Source organism: Pedobacter nutrimenti, from assembly GCF_032678445.1.
In the GTDB taxonomy this organism is placed as follows: domain Bacteria; phylum Bacteroidota; class Bacteroidia; order Sphingobacteriales; family Sphingobacteriaceae; genus Pedobacter; species Pedobacter nutrimenti_A.
Genome location: NZ_JAVTSQ010000004.1, coordinates 161,814 through 180,070, shown reverse-complemented (window position 1 = coordinate 180,070; position 18,257 = coordinate 161,814). Strand labels below are relative to the sequence as shown.

Genomic DNA, 18,257 nt, shown 5'->3' with positions numbered 1-18,257 from the left:
TAAAAATTTGTATGTCGATATTGACAATACAAAGTTGCAATGAACAATCAATCTGAACTTATAAGGTATGATAAGAAATACCCTTAATGTAGTTTAAGAGCTAAGCTACTTTTTAAATCGCTCATTCTTTATTTTACTTAGAAATTCGGGGGTAACACCCAAATAGGAAGCGATCTGAGTACTGGGTAGCCTATTGGCTAATTGAGGATATTGGTTAATAAAACTTTCATACCTGTTCAATGCAGTGGCACTAACCGTTTGCAATAACCTGTCTTGAAGTTCGATATATTTGTCTTCAATAATTACACGGAAGTTTCTGTATTGAAATGGTTGATTATGTTTTCCAAAATCATAGTCGCTTTATTAGCTATAATCATCAAATATACAAAATGGGAACAGTGTGATTATTGCTTTTCAAGTACTATAGATTGAATCCGATGCATCAAAACTTCATGACCATTCTGAAACAGCGTTAATTCATCATAATTACTTCCATTCTTTTTTGTAAATTTTATAGTCGCATCTATCACCGTATAAAAAAAAGTTTCGGCAGACGAGGGATAGATGTTGGCAGTTACTTGCTCCATATATTTGGCATACAAACGATTTTGACGGGAGCTGATGACCATTTTTTTTGAAGAATCTCCGTTTACCTGATAGGTTCCCACACATGGTTTTAGTTGGGCAGAAGTAACTACAATGCTCTTTTTCAGGGCAGGTACTTCCGGCAAATCATAATTTTGTTCCTGATCTAATATCTGACTAACCGGCTCCATCAGTGCATTAGGAGATACGTCATTTCCTATATTTTGAAGTACAATCACCGTAAGACGGCGTTTTGTATAACGGGTTAAGAGGCTTGAATAACCTGCCCAGGATCCTGTATGCCACACAAAAGTATTTTCACTGGTATCGGTTGTAAGTATCCATCCGAAACCGTAAGGCATCGATTCTTCAAAACCGGCATATGATCCATCTTTAAGTTTTTGGGGAGTAAATGCTTCTTTCATGGTGGCAGATGACACCAGTTGTTGCGTATACAGCGCCTGGTCCCATTTCAACAGATCTTCTACTGTACTGCTTATGCCATAGGCTCCATTCACACCATCCATATAGTTAATATACCTGTTGGCGGTCATGGTTTCCGGTGCTACAAACTTGTTATCTCCTGCATCCCACTCATACCCCAACGCATAATTATTCAGCGGATGTTTTGCTGTGCGTCTGGAATACACCGATGTATTTGTCATGCCAATTTTATGAAAAATATTTTCTTCCATATAGTTGCGGAAAGACTGACCAGATACCTTAACTATAATGGCTGCAAGCAGCACATAGTTAGAATTGGAATAGGCAAAAGCTGTACCTGGTGCAAAGTTGGTAGCAGGCGTGTTCATTGGCAACAGCTTGATGATATCTGCAGTAGTATGAATCTCTCCAGTATCAATCTGGTTAGAAGTCCATCCTAAAAAATCCCCGATCCCGGAAGTATGATGCAGTAAATCAATTATTGTAACCCCATGATATGGAAGCCCTGGCAAATATTGCCGGATACTATCACTGTATTTCAATTTGCCTTGCTCCTGAAGTTGCATGATAGCCATCGCTGTAAATTGCTTGGTCAGGGAGGCCAGTTCAAAACGGGTTTCCAGGTTTAGTGCAGTTTTCTTATCAAGATCAGCATAACCATATGCGCTTTTGAAAATTGGATGCCCAGAATCTGCAATAAGCACACAACCGTTAAATTGATGCTTCGCATATAGGGTATCAAACAATTGTTGTAGTTGCTCAGACCTGCTTTGCCCATTTGTAAAAAAGCCAAGCAACATCAGTAAGGTAATCAAAAGGCTCTTTTTCAAGTTCACTAAGGGTTAAGAATATTTGAAAGTAATATAAAAATTTGTATTAACACGTTTTATTAGCCTAATAATCAGCGTAGACAAAGCTTAGCAGCCGATTCGGGTTTGCAGAATCGGTTTGTATTTGTACTTTTGCGCCGGAGAGTTGGCAGAGTGGTCGATTGCGGCAGTCTTGAAAACTGTTGACTGTTACAGGTCCGCGGGTTCGAATCCCCCACTCTCCGCCAAGAGATCAAAACCTTTTAAAAGCCTGCAAATCGTATGATAGCAGGCTTTTAACATTTTAAAGGGTTACAATTTTCGCACAAATTCAGATCCTATAGGTGAGTGATTCGGTGAATTGACTTACCATGTTCACGGCTTCTTAGAATATACCATAATCTTAGTTTTTGAGGGTTCTCCTGCCGTGTTCAGTTGTATATACCGTATGTTGCGACCTAATACTTCGGCACCTGCTAAATAGGTAGTAAGACTGAGCTCTCTATCTGAAGCGCTTATCTTTCCAACCTCAGTCCAATTTATCCCGTTAGAAGAGACGCGTACCACAATGGAATTTTTACTGTCATAGATCCCAATACCCGTAACATTACAACTTTTTTTCAGATCAAGAATGTATTGACTTTTTTTCCAGTCAGTACCGGCGATCTCTCTATTTTCTATAGCGCCCCCAAAAGCAATGCCTTCAAAAACAGAATGATTTTTAGCCTTTAACACTCCCTTCAGGGGTTTCTCCATCACCAGTTCAATAATAGTAGCAATGCTATCTGGTTGAACTGGCGCGGAAAATTGCCATTCTTCAGTCCCGCTTTTAAGATTAACTTTTTCCCCTTCCACATTTAAATATTTTGAGCTCACAACCGAATTATCTGGTAAGGCAGGCAGCTTTATTTCACCATTGTTCCAATCATAAACATACAAGTACACCTTATTTCCTTTATAGGTAGCACCACCCCATTTCCCTGGCATCCATGGTCCGCCTTTAGTTTCATAAAAGGCATAACCATATTTTTTCAGCCATCCTCCCATATCAAGCAGCAAATCTTTTTGGGCCGGGTCAAATCTGCCATCCCAATGCGCACCCCAGCTTAACAACACATTGCCATTTCCCTGGGCAGAAGAAAACAAATCACGCAATAATTCTTTCTTTGATTTATTAGGAATTGGGGAATAAGCCCAACTTCCATTTAAAGTAAGCGCACTTTCCCATGGCCGACTTTGATAACGTCCTACTTCTTGTTCTGGTGTATCAAAATCACCAGGAATACTAGCGCGGTTATTTATAATAATATCTGGTTGTAATTTGCGCATCATACGGGTCAAATTCTCCGCATCCCACATATCAGCAGTAAACATCCCACCCCACCAGGCGGCATCAAACCAAAAAATGTCTATTTTTCCATATTTGGTACATAGCTCCCTGACTACATTACGTTGATATTCTATATATTTTTTGTGTGTAGCTCCAGGAATTGCATTTCCTCCAGCAAGAGATTTCCAAATATGTCCATTCTGCTTATTCACTGCTTTTGAAGTATCAACCGGTGCATAATCAGGATGATACCAATCCCGTTGAGAATAATAAATTCCAAAAGGCATATTTATTTTATGGCAGGCATCAGCAATTTCTTTTAAGTAGTCGCGACCAAACGGCGTATTGGTAACCTTGAAATCAGAAAATTTAGTGTCCCACATATGAAAACCATCATGATGTTTTGCAATTACCACAACATATTTCATCCCTGCATCTTTTGCTATTTGTACCCAATCATGGGCATTAAAATTTTCAATTTTAAATTTCGAAGGCCATTTCTTCCATACGGTATCCAGATAAGCACCATGCCCCATATCTGGAGCTTTACGAGTTTCACAAATATCCCAGCTGATATCCTTATCAACATAAGCAGAAAGTCCAAAATGAATAAACATGCCGTAACGTGCGTTGGAAAACCATTCCATTTGCTTTGGACTAGCGAAATTACTTCCATCCCATTGCTCTTTGCTGAAAGATTGGTACTTAAAAGCCGTTTGCTTAGGGATCTCATCCGTATTCAATACGGACCACTGCGCCTGCAATTTTGTACAATACAAACAAATGAAGGTTAGGGTTAGATAAATTATTTTTGTCATGTGTTGTTTATTTAGTATGTCAGGATTAGTTATTTATAATAGTTCTATATGTTAAAAGAAGGCCGTACCATAAATGATTACTGACATTAAACCTCACTCTCTAAATTACTGTTGTGCAATTAACCTTTGTAAAAGTAAATTAGCAAAGTCTGGGTCTATATTAGCCGAATGCAACACACAAAGAGAATTACTGTTCATTTTAAAAAATCAGTGGTTCGCGTTGATGGTTCCTGTATAGTGTATTGTCTCAAAGCCCGAAAATGATAATAGGTCTATTTTTTATAGGAATATTAAAATAAATTTGCGCAAGTCAAACCTTGCGTATATATTTGCAAGAAATTACTTGCGCATTATGACACAAACAAGAGACATCTTTCAGGCAATAGCCGATCCAACTCGTAGACAAATTATAGGTATGCTGGCTCAGAAATCACTCAATGTTAATGCTATTGCCAAGGAGTTTGATATTACCCGACAAGCAGTTTCATTGCATGTCCAATTCCTTAATGATTGTGGTCTTATTGTAATCAAAAAACAAGGCAGGGAAAGATATTGCGAAGCTAAACTCGAAAAATTAAATGAAGTCACAGATTGGGTAGATCAATATCGAAGATATTGGGACAATAAACTTGACTCATTGGAAGGTTATCTTGCTAAAATTCAAAAAAAGAAGAAATAGAAAAATGGAAAAATATAATACATTCAAACAAGAAGAGAATATTCTTATACATACAAAGATTCTTGATGCCCCAAGGGATTTAGTTTGGGAAGTGTGGACGAATCCAGCACATTTAAAAGAATGGTGGGGGCCAGATGGTTTTTCGCTAACTATAAAATCAATGAATGTAGAACCAGGCAAAATTTTGGACTCTACTATGCATGGTTGGGGACAGGATTTTGATAACAAAATTGAGTACGTGGAAGTAATAAAACCTTCCCTTTTATCTTATAAACATTTTGGGGAAAGCGAAGATTATAACTTCACAGTTTCAATTTTATTTGAAGAAGTTGAAGAAAAAACATTACTGACATTGAAGTCAGTATTTAAGTCAAAAGCAATTATTGAAGAATTAAATAGAAAAATAAATGCCATTGAAGGCGGCAAGCAGACTTTAAATCGACTTGAAAACTATATTAAGATATTAGAAAGTAAAAAACCATAAAAAAATAGAAAATATGAGAAAAATAATTTCATTTATGCACATATCGCTCGACGGTTTTGTAGCAGGACCGAACGGAGAGATGAACTGGATCAAACTTAGTGAGGAAATTTTTGATCATGTCGGTAAGCGGATCGACGAAACGGATACGGCATTATACGGACGAGTAACTTACCAGATGATGGAAAATTACTGGCCTACCGCAGGAGACAAGCCGAATGCGACCAAGCACGACATCGAACATTCAAAGTGGTATAACAAAGCTCACAAAGTTGTTTTATCGAAAACAATGAAAGACGCAGGTGCGATTGATACAACAATTATTAGCGACAACCTTTCGGATAAAATAAACGAAATAAGACAACAGGCAGGTGGAGAAATCCTGCTTTTTGGTAGCCCGACAGCCACACATTCACTTATTCAACAGAACTTAATTGATGGCTACTGGCTATTTGTTAATCCAATTATTCTTGGACGAGGTATTCCTTTGTTTGTAGACATCAAAGACAAACTAAATCTAAACCTATTGACTACCAGACAATTTACTTGTGGGGTAACTGAACTGAATTACACAGTGGACAGACAATAACAACGAAATTCAAATGAATTTAGAAATGATATTGCTATACGCGAGTTAATTGACAGCTTTGCATATTACGCGGACAGGACTAAAGCTCAACGGCTGGCGGCTCTTTTTTTTGAAAAAAAAGCCTGAAATCACAAAATTTCAGGTTTTTTCATTTTAAAATATATCCCTTAAGTTCAAGTCCAATTATAAAGAAAATCATTTTTGATTTATCAAATTGCCTTCAATAATCACATCCTCACAATTTTCTGTAAACAGGGATAGCTCACCCGGAAATTTGTTGCCTGATATTTTCAATCCTTTAACCCCATTTGCTGTAATAAATGGGCATTTTATTACACCTCTTGACTCGGTCGGATTCGTTTTTGCTTCACCAACAAACCTGTTGCCCACAATACGTATGTTTTCATGCACTGCACCTTCGCTTTTGATGATTTGAGGGGCAATATCAATACCACAGTTGAGGAAAGTATTATTTTTAATTAACAGATCACGAACCGGACCTGATTCCCACCATTTATTGGCATCGTCTTCAATTAAAATGCCCGGCATAAGACTATTTATAGTATTACCTTCAATAACAATTTTACCACGCGTGGTGGCAAGTATCCCACGACAGGAGGCCAATTCTATCAGGTTGTTGCTCATCGTAATATCGGCATGCCATGAAATATTATCTACCACATCTCCTTTATTAAACATTGGAGCAGGCCCATCTAAAGTTACAATCCAATTTTTTCGCGTTGTATCACCTGGCATAACTTCTACTGCAGTTACTTTACGGCGTGGGTTGTCATGTATTTCACGTAAAGTAAAATGATTGATAACCGCAATTTCATCGCCAGGAGCACATGGAGCAAATCCATAAGTTTGCTGTTGCATAAAACGTAATTGCAATTTATTTTCTGCCGGTTTTCCTGCTACGCCAATATTAATCCCATGATAGTTTACGCCATCATCCCCTGCCCCCGAGATTTTACAGGAATCTATTAAAATTTGACCACGGCAATTTGCAAAATGGAACACATCCATACTTGATGGAGAAACACGACTTGTATTTTTGGGAGGGATAACATTAACTCTCCTAAAAGTAAGATTCTCTGTGAATTGACTCACAAAAGACATATTGGTCATTGCATTAATTTCACAATTATAAAAAGAAATATTCTTACTGTGAGCATTATGAAAACTAAGCAAATCGTGAAGGATATACCGAAAACCATAGGACTTTCCTTTCTCTAAAACACCATCTTTTTTTGGATAGCTAAGACCTACTTTTCCTTTTCCTAAATCCGTCGCAATGGCGGCATCAAACGGAGACCATCTGTCTAGCCGCTTCGATTTTCTTGTTTTCAAGTCTGCCTCTTGCGCCATCATCCAACCATATCCCAAATCGCCTGTCCATGCAAACTTTCCATTTTTAATTTTATAGGTGGATCCATCTGCTACCTGGATTGTAGCCGCATCTCTATTTGCATCCAAAACCATAATCTCTGAAACGGATGGGCGCTTAAGATCAAATACCAAATCTTTATAAGAAATATCATCTGATAAATGATTAATGACTTCAACCATACGTTCCGGCCCGCTCATCATAATCGTTGTTTTATGCTTTCCAGCAACTCCACCACCACGAATTTTAACATGTGTTGCTCCTTCCATTAATATACCACATGGCTTTGGAGTAAACGCAAAGTCAGCAGTGTTAGACACAAACCATACACGATGTAAGGATTTTAATGAGGTAAATTCATGCTTTCCAGGTAAAAACTCAACAACAATAGGTTGTTCTACAGTCCCTTTACCAAACGGCATCAATGTTTGCTCATGGATGCCCGGTGCAATGATAATTTTATCTCCTGGCGCAAATTTTAAAGCATTAACATTAGCAAAGGTTTTCCATGCTGCTGAAGCTTTAGTTCCCTTGCTTTGATCGTTACCCGTTTTAGGGTTAACAAAATAGGTTATATGCCCAGGCGATGGCACACGTATGGACGAGTCAGGATAAGGAGTTTTCGCAATCTCACTCAACTTTGTCCACAAATTTTCAGTTTGACCGTAACCTTGTTGTACCATTAAAAAAGGCACCAATACAATTATTATTATGCTGAAGCAAATTTTGTTCATCACTTGTTTTATTTCCCTTTGTAAAGCAACCCAAGGTCTATTATAATCCAATAAGAAACAACTTGCATCTTGACATTTGCTGATGTTTTCTTTGCAACTGAAATAATAAAAGTTAAGCCTGCAATCTTACGATTTGCAGGCTTTTCCATTTTAAAATATTCTTAAATTCAATTTAGCCCATGCTATAGAAAAATTCGTCGGCTACGATTTTTCCGTCTTTAACTTCATAGACACAAATTTCACTCATCGCCATTCTTCCATGTGCTTTATATGTCGCATCAATGTTCATGACAATAGAAAAATGATTATCCGCAACGATCGGATCAGAGCATGAAGCACTATGTATTTCTTCAACACTTTCTTCCCATTGCAGGGTTTTCTTTTTGACAGCGTCCTTACCTTCTGTCAGCTCCATTGGAGAACCTTTTGGTTCTTTACTTACTATATTATCTGCGTAAAGCTCATCAATGGCCTGTTCGTTTTTACCTTCACGGCAAAGCTGCACTAATTTGTCAGCTACTTCCTGAGTATTCATATGATTATATTTAAGTTATGACCTAAGTTATTTAAATTAAACACCTTACTTGTTTAATATGTTTTATATTTAGGTTAACTTAATGCTCCTGCTGCAGCACATGCCACTCTTCATGGGGTAAATGTTTTTCCTGTCCTTCAGACTGCGGCTGCTCAGGCTCAGTTGCTTTGTTTTTTCGGTTTCTTTGCATATATACTCATTTGCTGAGATGATTGTCAGCCAGTCTAGTACTAAACTACAAAATATAGTTGGGCACTGAAAAAAAACATTTTAGCAACAAAAAATAGATAATAAAGAGTTATTTTTCAGTACGAAAATAAGCTATGAAGAAAATAGGATTTTTATCGTTTGGACATTGGGCTAACCATCAGGCCTATAAAACGCGTACAGCGGGTGATACATTGCTTCAATCTATTGATTTGGCTGTCGCTGCCGAAGAAATTGGTTTAGATGGCGCCTATTTTCGTGTGCATCATTTTGCAGCGCAGTTGGCATCGCCATTTCCTTTGCTTTCGGCTATTGGCGCCAAAACAAATAAAATAGAAATTGGAACGGGTGTAATTGATATGCGTTATGAAAATCCACTGTATATGGTGGAAGATGCCGGCGCTGCAGATTTAATTTCTGAAGGGCGATTACAACTGGGAATCAGCAGAGGTTCACCGGAACAGGTAATTGACGGCTGGCGCTATTTCGGGTATAAATTAGAGGAAGGAGAAACGGACGCCGATATGGGACGTCATAAGGCATTGGAATTCCTGGATAAATTAAAAGGTGTTGGATTTGCCCAACCTAATCCTTACCCAATGTTTCCGAATCCACCTGGCTTGCTGCGCTTGGAACCACATTCTGAAGGATTAAGGGAACGCATCTGGTGGGGAGCTGCTTCTAATGCTACTGCTGTTTGGGCGGCTGAAAACGGTATGCACCTTCAAAGTTCTACCTTAAAGTACGACGAAAGTGGCAAACCTTTCCACATACAGCAGGCTGAGCAGATCAGGCTATACAAAGATGCCTGGAAAAAAGCAGGACACGATCGCGAACCGAGGGTTTCGGTGAGCCGGTCTATTTTCGCGTTGGTAAACGAGCAGGATCGCTATTTCTTTGGACAGGAAACCGACCGGGTCGATAAAATCGGAATGATTGAATCAGAGAAACGCGCCATTTTCGGAAGAAGCTATGCCGCCGAGCCAGATCAACTCATAAAGGAATTAGCTGAAGACGAAGCCATCCAAGAGGCAGACACGATCCTTTTGACAATTCCCAATACATTAGGAGTGGACTACAATGTGCATGCACTTTCTTCTATTTTAGAACATGTGGCACCTGGATTAGGTTGGCGTTAAATTTTGCAACTGAAGATGTGTACACGTAGCTTTATCAAAAGCTACGTGTACACATCTTTAATACAACCTTTTAGGTTGACCACCAAGTACCAATTCCAGTTCTCCTCCCTTTGCCAAATCCTCAAATTTGAGCGACAACCTATTCAATGGTTTGCCATTGAACGTTCCACGCTGGATATATGGATGATTTGGATCCTGTTGACTAACTTTAATCAGGAACTCATTTTTTCTTATCTCCTTAGGAAGTTTAATCCTTACGGTTTCAAACAAAGGTGCTCCAATTAGAAAAGAAGGATCAGGTCCAGTGAGTCCTTTTACATCAAAAAGCCCCATTGCAGACAATACATACCATGCGCCCAGCTGCCCTTGATCCTCATCCTGTCCATATCCATAACCATGAATACCATCAGCACCGTAAAATTCATTACAAATTGCCCTAACCCATTTTTGGCTCAGATCCGGTCTGCCGGCATAATGAAATAACCAGGAAACATGTAAGTTTGGCTGATTTCCCTGATTATACAAACCTTCAATTCCTGCAAAGGCATCAATCTGCGTGCCCCCACCAAATAAATTTTTCCGCGAAACAGTAAAGATACTGTCCAGTCTGCTGCTGAATGTCTCCTTTCCTATCAGACTGACCAATTGCTCTGGTGCTTGAGGCACGTAAAATGTATATTGCCAGGCATTGCCCTCCTGAAAGCCTCTCCAGGGCTCGAAAGGATTAAACTTATCTAAAAATTTACCATCGCTATCCTTAGGTCTCATGAATTTTGTTGCAGGATCATATAGTAACTTCCAACCTTCTGAGAGTTTAGTGAACTGTTTATAGTCGTCTGTTTTGTGGAGTGCTTGAGCAAACTGCGCTGCTGCAAAGGCGGAAAAAGAATATTCCAGGGTATGAGAAGCCCCAAAAGGAGAACCTTGGGTATTGAGCTCGGGGTTACCACTCTGGTCATTGATATAGGGCGAGTAACCTTTCTCCACAAAAACGCCAACGTCTAACTTTCCGGCTCCGGGAAGCCGGCCTTTACTTTCCAGTTCATTTTTTCGAACGGCCTCATAGGCCAAAGGAACATCATAATTCCGAATGCCTACATTATAAGCTGCCGCAATGGCCAATCCTGTAAAATTCGTTCCAACACCCGATACGTATTTGCTCGTGGCAATACCATCACCTAGCCATCCTGCATCTTTATACACCAACAATTGACTTTGTACCCAATCGTTATAGTATTCAGGATAGGCAATAGACCATAGCTGGGTTAAGTTCCAGAAGGCGCCCCAAATAGCATCTGTATTGTAATGATGGTATTTCGGGTTACCATTTTTCAGTAGTGGAATCTGTCCTACTGTACCATCATTTTTAGGATATGCACCATTCACATCACTTGCCAGACCTCTGCCTAAAAGTGCATGAAAAAGGCCGGTATAGAACTTAATTCGATCTTGCTCTAGTCCACCTTTTACTTCAATCCTACCCAATGACTTATTCCAGTTTTGAATGGCATTAGCTTTTGCCTTGGCAAAGGTTAACCCTGAAGCCTCCTTCGTCAAATTGAGTTTTGCATTATCTACTGAAGTATAAGAAAGACCTGTTTTAATTCCAATTTGCTCACCCTTTTTTGTTTTAAATTGTAAATATATTCCAGCGCCCTTTCCCTGCATGGTCTTAAGCCCTTTATACTGTGTACTATCTCTAAATGCGCCATAAGAATCAGGCATTTTATCGAGTACCGCATAAAAGTACATGGTCACATTTGCTGCTTCCTGGTATTTCTGAACATATACAGGTTTGGTAACCACATAGCCCCATACATGACCATGATCATAAGTCACTTTTGCGTCCAGCACCGGGCCACTCTCGCCCATCTTATGCCCGATATCAAATATAATATTGGCTGTATCTGTTTCTGGAAAAGTATATTGATGAAAACCCACCCTTTCTGTGGCGGTAAGTTCTGCTTTTATATGATAATCTTTTAAAAGTACCCGATAATATCCCGCCGTGGCATATTCCTCAGACTTATCGAAAGATGACCTGTATCCTGAATTTTTCTCTTCCTTTTTACCCGGAAATGTTTTTAGTTTTCCTACTGTTGGCGCAAAGACTACCCCTCCAATCTGAAATTCATGAAAGTTTGCGAAACCTTCTATGGAAGTATGGCGATCGTCATAACCCACGGCTTCCCATCCTGATGGATTGCCTTCACTTCCATTTGTGCTGGGGGCTAATTTGGCCATACCAAAAGGAACCGCAGCTGGGGTATAGAAAAAGTATCGGCTATGGGCAGACCCGATATTGGGCCTCACATATTGAACTGGTCCATCCTCTTTCTGGGCATAAAGGAAGGCCGTTTGGGTAGTGATTAATAAGAGGAGAACAATCCTTTTCATCTTGGTTTAAAGTTTTGGTTATTCAAATGTACATACATATTTAGCAAAAAAAATTTAAATTTACTATACTTGTATATACATACATTCCGAAAACCAATATCATGAATAGACTGACTATATTAATCCTCTGTACTTTTTTTTCGTTACCTCTTCATTCTTATAGCCAGCAACCACTCTACAAAGATGCCAGTCAGCCAATAGCATTAAGAACTCAGGATTTAATCAAAAGAATGACGCTCAAAGAGAAAGTAGGTCAACTTTTATGTCCTCTGGGATGGGAAATGTATGAACGACAAGGAAATAAAGTTAAGGTATCCCAGAAATTCAAAGACATCGTATCCAAAAAGCAGATTGGGATGCTCTGGGCAACATTCAGAGCCGATCCATGGACACAAAAAACCCTGACCAATGGTCTTAACCCGGAGATGGCAGCAGAAGCTGCAAATGAGTTACAGCGATATATGCTACAAAATACGCGTCTGGGTATTCCTATATTTTTGGCGGAAGAGGCACCTCATGGGCATATGGCGATTGGCACCACGGTATTCCCAACGGGTGTCGGTCAAGCGTCTACCTGGGACACCTCCTTATTAGAAAAGATGTCGGAATGTGTATCCAAAGAAGTACGTTTACAAGGAGGTCATATCAGCTATGGCCCTGTATTGGACTTATCACGTGATCCACGCTGGTCACGTGTGGAAGAAGGTTATGGTGAAGATCCTGTGTTAACAGGTAAGCTTGCAGCTTCTATCATTAAGGGACTGGGCGCAGGAAAGCTGGCCAATCCTTACAGCACCATAGCAACACTCAAGCATTTTGTAGCTTATGCAATACCTGAAGGAGGGCACAATGGCGCAGCTGCAAGTGTTGGCGAACGGGAACTTAGGGAGTATTACCTCCCTCCTTTTCAGTCTGCTGTAAATGCCGGAGCCAAATCAATTATGGCCGCTTACAACTCCATAGATGGCGTTCCTTGTAGTTCCAGTAGTTTCTTATTGACGGATATACTAAATAAAGAATGGGGATTTAAAGGTTTTTCAGTATCCGATTTAGGAAGTATTGAGGGCATAAAAGGAAGTCATCGCATTGCACGAGACTATACCGAAGCCTCTATCCTGGCACTTAAAGCTGGTTTAGACGCGGATCTTGGAGGAAATGCCTATCCCAACCTGATTGCCGCTGTTGAAAAAGGAAAGATTGAAGAACGTTTAATTGATACCGCAGTATCCAGGGTACTCCGCTTAAAGTTCGAAATGGGCTTATTTGAACATCCTTTTGTAAATCCTCAAAAAGCCAAAAAGGAAATCAAAACACAAGAACAAATCTTGCTTTCCCGCCAGGTTGCCAAAGAATCTATCATCCTGCTGGAAAACAAAAACAACATTCTCCCCTTGAAAAAGGGAATCAAACTTGCCGTTGTAGGCCCTAATGCAAATAATGTATATAATATGCTTGGAGATTATACCGCTCCACAAGCTGAAGGAAGTGTGATCACGGTATTACAAGGGCTTCGTTCCAAATTATCAGCCGCCCAAGTAAGCTATGTTAAAGGATGTGCCATTCGGGATACCACAGAAAACACCATTCCTCAGGCCATTGCGGCAGCACAAGAAGCCGATGTAGTTATTGCTGTAGTTGGTGGCTCCAGTGCACGGGACTTTAAGACAGAATATGCCACAACAGGAGCTGCAATTGCAACAGATAAGACCATCGGAGATATGGAGAGTGGCGAAGGGTTTGATCGCTCCACACTTGATCTTCTGGGCAAGCAAATGGATTTATTAAAGGCCTTAAAAAAGACAGGTAAACCTCTTGTAGTTGTCTATATACAAGGCCGGCCACTGAATATGAACTGGGCAGCGGAAAATGCGGATGCATTGCTTTGTGCCTGGTATCCTGGACAGGAAGGTGGTTCAGCTGTTGCAGATGTATTATTTGGAGACTATAATCCTGCGGGGAGACTCCCTATTTCTGTACCCAGAAGTGTTGGACAAATTCCGGTTCATTACAACAGGAAAAGTCCGCTCGACCATCGTTATGTGGAAGAGGAAGCGACTCCACGCTACGCCTTTGGTTATGGCAAGAGTTATACGACTTTCGCTTATCATGACCTAAACATCAGTAAAGATGCCACCAAAGGAACTTATCGGGTGTCCTTTACCTTACAAAATACCGGATCATATGATGGAGACGAGGTAGCCCAGCTTTATTTGAAAAATCAGTTTGCCTCAACATCTCAACCTGTAAAGCAATTGAAACATTTTGAGCGTATTAAACTCAAAGCAGGCGCATCAAAACTTATAGAATTTGAACTGACAACTGATGATTTATCCATCATCAATATGGATATGAAAAAGGTTTTTGAATCCACCAGCACCTTCACCATTATGATCGGTTCTTCCTCTGATAACATCCAATTACAAAAACAACTAGAAATTTAATTAAACAAATGAAATCCTATTCAATTTATATCTTATCCTGTGCATTTTTGGTAACCCTCTGCCCCGTTAAAGGAAAGGCCCAAAATCAGGAACTGGCCGCCCGGATCCTTGCAGACTCTTCATTGACAGTCGTAGACAATCTGGCAAAGGGCGTAATTAAAGAGGGCTTCAATGCTGGAAGTGGTTACTCTCAGATCTGGGCACGCGACTTTAATACATTGATTGAAACTTCTTTAGAGGTACGTTCCAAAGAAGATGTTCGGGGAGCTATCCTGCTCTTCTTTGCGCTCCAGCAAAAAAACGATGAAATGGTGGATGGATATGTATTAAAAAAGGACTTTACCTGGAATGACAATACGCCATATTACTCCGATGCTGCTCCGGGTCACGTAGGATTTAAAAACACGGTTGAAACGGATCAGGAAACCTCGCTTATTCAGCTGGTGGGAAAATACATCAAAAAGACTGGAGATGTTGGCCTCCTAAATGAAAAAGTAGCTGGTGTAACTGTGCTGACCAGAATAGAGAAAATGATTGATTATCTGTTGCGCGAACGTTATAATAAACAATACGGCTTACTGTGGGGAGCAATGACAGCAGACTGGGGAGATGTTCAGCCACATGATACCTTTGGCTGTGACTGGAACGAACTCTCGGATGAAGCTATTGATGTCTATGATAATGCGATGTTCATTATCGCCCTGCAATATTTAATTGATGTTGTACCAGACAAGCATAAAGTAGAACAGTGGACCAAATTAAAAAAGGGTATTTATCAGAAGGTAAGAAAACACCTTTGGGACGCTAAAAACCAGAAGTTTATTCCGCATATCTACCCTAATAAGTCTCCTATCCCAGCTGGCTTTGATGAAAACACCATCTTTTACCACGGGGGCACCGCAGTTGCGATAGAAGCTGGGTTGCTTTCTAAAGCAGAAATTGCCGCAGTGAATAAGAAAATGGTAGAAAACGTAAAACTTTCCGGGATGCCTAGTATCGGCCTGACCTTATACCCTACTTATCCTGAAGGTTTTTTTGCTGGTGGAATGTCTAAAGCCTATGTCTATCAAAATGGTGGCGACTGGACTTGGTTCGGTGCAAGAATGATCCAGCAACTCATTGCAAATGGTTTTGTAAAAGAAGCCTATGAAGAAGTTCGTCCTATGATCGACCGCGTGGTAAAAAACAAAGGGTTTTATGAATGGTATGGCCAGGGAGATGTACCTAGCGGATCAGGTAAATTTAAGGGATCTGCTGGTGTATTAAGCAAAGCAATAGCTCAATTCAAGACTTGGGCGGCAGCCAATCAGGCCCATTAAAAATTAACTATCTTGTCAGACCCATTTATGCTTTATATAAAAAGCACTATTTATTAATAATGCTTTTTATATAAAGCATTATTAACTATTTTTGTTGAAAAATAATAGCAAAATGGAAAGGCTGTTCGAAAAATCATATCAAAAACTGATAAGAGTACCAACCCAATTTAAAAGATATCTGGCAGAAGAAATTGATTGGACCAGCCGTCTGATTGGCATAAAAGGCGCGCGTGGGGCAGGAAAAACGACACTAATGCTACAATATGCCAAATTACATCTACCCCAAGGTAAAGAAACACTATATACCAGTTTAGACAGTTTATACTTTACAGAGAACACCTTAGTCGACCTCGCCGATAGATTTGTACAACAAGGCGGTAAATTCCTTTTGTTGGATGAGGTACACCGTTATGCAAATTGGTCCCAGGAAATTAAAAATATTTATGACGACCAACCAGACCTGAAGATCATATTTACCGGCTCTTCGATTATGCACCTAAATAGAGCAAAAGGAGACCTAAGCAGGCGTGCTGTAATGTACGAACTCGCCGGACTCTCCTTTCGGGAATACCTTAACTTTGCCCAAGATATGTCGCTTAAAGCAATTGGTTTTAATGATATTATAAATAACCACACCGCCATTGCAATGGATATAGTGGCAAACATGCATCCTTACGAACATTTCGGAAACTACCTTAAATACGGCCATTATCCATATTTTTTAGAGAATCCCAACCTATACCCCCAAAAACTTGCCGAAACCATTTCACTCGCAATCAGCATAGATCTACCCGCTTTTCACGACATCAGCTTTAAGAGTATTGAAAAGATCCGGTTATTACTGCACATCATTGCAGAATCAGTTCCTTTTAAGCCCAATATCTCAAAACTAAGTGAGCGCATAGATATTAGTCGCAATAACCTTGTACTATTCATTAAATACCTGGAAGACATGAGGATCATAAAGGGACTGTATCCAGATACTAAAGGAATCGGACTACTACAAAAACCTGAAAAGATTTACCTTCATCATCCAAATCTGCAATACGCACTGGCCGATGAACAAAGTAATATTGGCAACATAAGGGAAAGTTTCTTTATTAATCAAATTGGCAAACTTGGCCCGGTTACCTACACACCAGAAGGTGATTTCGCATTCAAAAACTATACTTTTGAAATTGGTGGAAAGAACAAAACAAATAAACAGGTAAAGCACATTGAAAATTCATTTGTAGCAGCAGATGACATCGAAATTGGCCATAATCATAAAATTCCCTTGTGGATGTTTGGCTTCTTGTATTAAAACAAATCCGCACCATCCCCGGTATGCACCCAAGAAAATATGTTTTTAATAAGTTGCTGTATACCCTTTACTCTTCAGATAATCTATAATGGGCTGCCATGGCCCTATCCTGTGCTGTTCTTCGGTAAATGGATCAACAAATGGTGCGTGTGCATAATCAATGGCTTTTTCCTCCGGATGTGGATAGTCGAAAGTTTTAGGATTAGGTCTTTGGTGTATCTTATCTGAATTGACAAATGCTGCGATATCCAAGGCTTCTGCATCGGTCAATACAGGAGCATCGGCTGTTGCCTTATCGTAAGGCATGTTAGATTTCAACCATTGTGCCTGTTTAATTACCCGGTGCATACTGGATCCTGGCTGGTAACTTTGAGCCCCCCATAAAGGTGGATAACGATAAGCGTGCCGATCTGCTGCAAGAACCCCTGCCCCATCCTTTCCATGACACCGCGCACAATTGGCTTGATATAACAATGCGCCTTTTTCTGGATTGGCCGCCACTGCAGGTAAATCTACTGCTTTGTTTTTCTGACCATTAAACACTTCTTCGCCCTTAGGGGCAAACGAATTGATCCATTTCAGATAAGACAAAAAAGCAACCATTTCTTCTCCATCCAAAGGAAGCGGTTTTACACCATTTTGTGGTCGCATCACACAGTTGTTTATTCTTTCTGCCAATGTCAGTATTTTCCCCTCTCTGGCTCTGTACTGTGGATAATCGTCATGCGATTTCATCAGGTTAAAAGAGAATAGTTTAGTGCCCGCCTCCTGATGGCAATTGGTACAGCTGATCTTATTTCCGAGGTACCGGCCTTTGGTTCCATTAGGACCAATATAATAGGCTGTGTTCAACATCAATTGTCTGCCATATTTAACGGCAGCACCAAATTTGGTATTTGGGATCATTGTCGTATCGACAGCAATCTTTTGCTCCTGTTCATTCATTTCCTTGCTTTCTGTCTCATTACAAGAGAAAAAAGCAACAGCAGAAATTATAAAGATGAGCAAGAAAGGAATTATCCGGCTTTTGGTTCTTTTTAACATCTCAATGGTTCAG

The 18,257-nt window shown here is 39.9% G+C and carries 14 protein-coding genes and 1 tRNA gene; 8 read left to right on the top strand and 7 right to left on the bottom strand.

Annotated elements, in window-relative coordinates; all coding sequences use genetic code 11:
- Nucleotides 1-404 precede the first annotated feature (404 nt).
- On the bottom strand, nucleotides 405-1,859 hold the full coding sequence (locus R2S08_RS08265; RefSeq protein ID WP_316834715.1) for a serine hydrolase domain-containing protein: 1,455 nt from the start codon (nucleotides 1,857-1,859) through the stop codon (nucleotides 405-407).
- Nucleotides 1,860-1,998: 139 nt separating this feature from the next.
- Here R2S08_RS08265 and R2S08_RS08260 point away from each other — a divergent pair.
- Nucleotides 1,999-2,086 (top strand) — tRNA-Ser (locus R2S08_RS08260).
- Nucleotides 2,087-2,213: 127 nt separating this feature from the next.
- Here the strand turns inward: R2S08_RS08260 and R2S08_RS08255 are convergent.
- A complete protein-coding gene (locus R2S08_RS08255; RefSeq protein ID WP_316834714.1) occupies nucleotides 2,214-3,986 on the bottom strand; it encodes an alpha-L-fucosidase in 1,773 nt (590 codons plus the stop codon).
- A 352-nt stretch (nucleotides 3,987-4,338) separates the two neighbouring features.
- Here R2S08_RS08255 and R2S08_RS08250 point away from each other — a divergent pair, with 352 nt between their 5' ends.
- Genes R2S08_RS08250 through R2S08_RS08240 form a run of 3 tightly spaced genes read left to right on the top strand, consistent with a single transcriptional unit; the run spans nucleotide 4,339 to nucleotide 5,735 of the window.
- Nucleotides 4,339-4,665, top strand: coding sequence for a metalloregulator ArsR/SmtB family transcription factor (locus R2S08_RS08250; protein ID WP_316834713.1), 327 nt, complete (start codon nucleotides 4,339-4,341; stop codon nucleotides 4,663-4,665).
- 4 nt (nucleotides 4,666-4,669) lie between these two features.
- A complete protein-coding gene (locus R2S08_RS08245) occupies nucleotides 4,670-5,149 on the top strand; it encodes an SRPBCC domain-containing protein (protein ID WP_316834712.1) in 480 nt (159 codons plus the stop codon).
- A gap of 13 nt (nucleotides 5,150-5,162) precedes the next feature.
- Nucleotides 5,163-5,735 carry a dihydrofolate reductase family protein gene (locus R2S08_RS08240; protein WP_316834711.1) on the top strand — a complete coding sequence of 191 codons (573 nt, stop codon included), beginning with the start codon at nucleotides 5,163-5,165 and terminating at the stop codon, nucleotides 5,733-5,735.
- Between the two features lie 195 nt (nucleotides 5,736-5,930).
- On the opposite strand, the gene R2S08_RS08235 is transcribed toward R2S08_RS08240, so the two are convergent.
- The 3 genes from R2S08_RS08235 to R2S08_RS08225 are packed head-to-tail and all read right to left on the bottom strand — an operon-like array spanning nucleotide 5,931 to nucleotide 8,394.
- Nucleotides 5,931-7,862: a hypothetical protein gene (locus R2S08_RS08235; protein WP_316834710.1), complete on the bottom strand. Its 1,932-nt coding sequence runs from the start codon at nucleotides 7,860-7,862 to the stop codon at nucleotides 5,931-5,933.
- 5 nt (nucleotides 7,863-7,867) lie between these two features.
- The gene (locus R2S08_RS08230) at nucleotides 7,868-8,008 is read right to left on the bottom strand and encodes a hypothetical protein (RefSeq protein WP_166644130.1); all 141 of its coding nucleotides are present in this window, start codon (nucleotides 8,006-8,008) and stop codon (nucleotides 7,868-7,870) included.
- Between the two features lie 23 nt (nucleotides 8,009-8,031).
- Nucleotides 8,032-8,394 (bottom strand): nuclear transport factor 2 family protein, encoded by a 363-nt coding sequence (locus R2S08_RS08225; RefSeq protein WP_316834709.1) that lies wholly within the window; start codon nucleotides 8,392-8,394, stop codon nucleotides 8,032-8,034.
- A 323-nt stretch (nucleotides 8,395-8,717) separates the two neighbouring features.
- On the opposite strand from R2S08_RS08225, the gene R2S08_RS08220 reads away from it, so the two are divergent.
- Nucleotides 8,718-9,740 carry an LLM class flavin-dependent oxidoreductase gene (locus R2S08_RS08220; RefSeq protein WP_133783963.1) on the top strand — a complete coding sequence of 341 codons (1,023 nt, stop codon included), beginning with the start codon at nucleotides 8,718-8,720 and terminating at the stop codon, nucleotides 9,738-9,740.
- Nucleotides 9,741-9,797: 57 nt separating this feature from the next.
- Here the strand turns inward: R2S08_RS08220 and R2S08_RS08215 are convergent, their stop codons facing one another.
- The gene (locus tag R2S08_RS08215) at nucleotides 9,798-12,137 is read right to left on the bottom strand and encodes a GH92 family glycosyl hydrolase (protein ID WP_316834708.1); all 2,340 of its coding nucleotides are present in this window, start codon (nucleotides 12,135-12,137) and stop codon (nucleotides 9,798-9,800) included.
- Nucleotides 12,138-12,238: 101 nt separating this feature from the next.
- On the opposite strand from R2S08_RS08215, the gene R2S08_RS08210 reads away from it, so the two are divergent.
- From R2S08_RS08210 to R2S08_RS08200, 3 genes are all read left to right on the top strand, one after another.
- Nucleotides 12,239-14,578 (top strand): glycoside hydrolase family 3 N-terminal domain-containing protein, encoded by a 2,340-nt coding sequence (locus R2S08_RS08210; RefSeq protein WP_316834707.1) that lies wholly within the window; start codon nucleotides 12,239-12,241, stop codon nucleotides 14,576-14,578.
- Nucleotides 14,579-14,586: 8 nt separating this feature from the next.
- The gene (locus R2S08_RS08205; RefSeq protein ID WP_316834706.1) at nucleotides 14,587-15,897 is read left to right on the top strand and encodes a hypothetical protein; all 1,311 of its coding nucleotides are present in this window, start codon (nucleotides 14,587-14,589) and stop codon (nucleotides 15,895-15,897) included.
- 112 nt (nucleotides 15,898-16,009) lie between these two features.
- Nucleotides 16,010-17,200 carry an ATP-binding protein gene (locus tag R2S08_RS08200; protein WP_316834705.1) on the top strand — a complete coding sequence of 397 codons (1,191 nt, stop codon included), beginning with the start codon at nucleotides 16,010-16,012 and terminating at the stop codon, nucleotides 17,198-17,200.
- A 45-nt stretch (nucleotides 17,201-17,245) separates the two neighbouring features.
- On the opposite strand, the gene R2S08_RS08195 is transcribed toward R2S08_RS08200, so the two are convergent.
- Nucleotides 17,246-18,244 (bottom strand): c-type cytochrome, encoded by a 999-nt coding sequence (locus tag R2S08_RS08195; RefSeq protein WP_316834704.1) that lies wholly within the window; start codon nucleotides 18,242-18,244, stop codon nucleotides 17,246-17,248.
- Between the last annotated feature and the right edge of the window lie 13 nt (nucleotides 18,245-18,257).

Bases quoted from the DNA above. Each gene is read 5' to 3' on its own strand.
- R2S08_RS08200 (WP_316834705.1), top strand. From the start codon at position 16,010: ATGGAAAGGCTGTTCGAAAAATCATATCAAAAACTGATAAGAGTACCA.
- R2S08_RS08230 (WP_166644130.1), bottom strand. From the start codon at position 8,008: ATGGAAAAGCCTGCAAATCGTAAGATTGCAGGCTTAACTTTTATTATT.
- R2S08_RS08245 (WP_316834712.1), top strand. From the start codon at position 4,670: ATGGAAAAATATAATACATTCAAACAAGAAGAGAATATTCTTATACAT.
- R2S08_RS08210 (WP_316834707.1), top strand. From the start codon at position 12,239: ATGAATAGACTGACTATATTAATCCTCTGTACTTTTTTTTCGTTACCT.
- R2S08_RS08255 (WP_316834714.1), bottom strand. From the start codon at position 3,986: ATGACAAAAATAATTTATCTAACCCTAACCTTCATTTGTTTGTATTGT.
- R2S08_RS08250 (WP_316834713.1), top strand. From the start codon at position 4,339: ATGACACAAACAAGAGACATCTTTCAGGCAATAGCCGATCCAACTCGT.
- R2S08_RS08205 (WP_316834706.1), top strand. From the start codon at position 14,587: ATGAAATCCTATTCAATTTATATCTTATCCTGTGCATTTTTGGTAACC.
- R2S08_RS08225 (WP_316834709.1), bottom strand. From the start codon at position 8,394: ATGAATACTCAGGAAGTAGCTGACAAATTAGTGCAGCTTTGCCGTGAA.
- R2S08_RS08195 (WP_316834704.1), bottom strand. From the start codon at position 18,244: ATGTTAAAAAGAACCAAAAGCCGGATAATTCCTTTCTTGCTCATCTTT.
- R2S08_RS08220 (WP_133783963.1), top strand. From the start codon at position 8,718: ATGAAGAAAATAGGATTTTTATCGTTTGGACATTGGGCTAACCATCAG.
- R2S08_RS08240 (WP_316834711.1), top strand. From the start codon at position 5,163: ATGAGAAAAATAATTTCATTTATGCACATATCGCTCGACGGTTTTGTA.
- R2S08_RS08215 (WP_316834708.1), bottom strand. From the start codon at position 12,137: ATGAAAAGGATTGTTCTCCTCTTATTAATCACTACCCAAACGGCCTTC.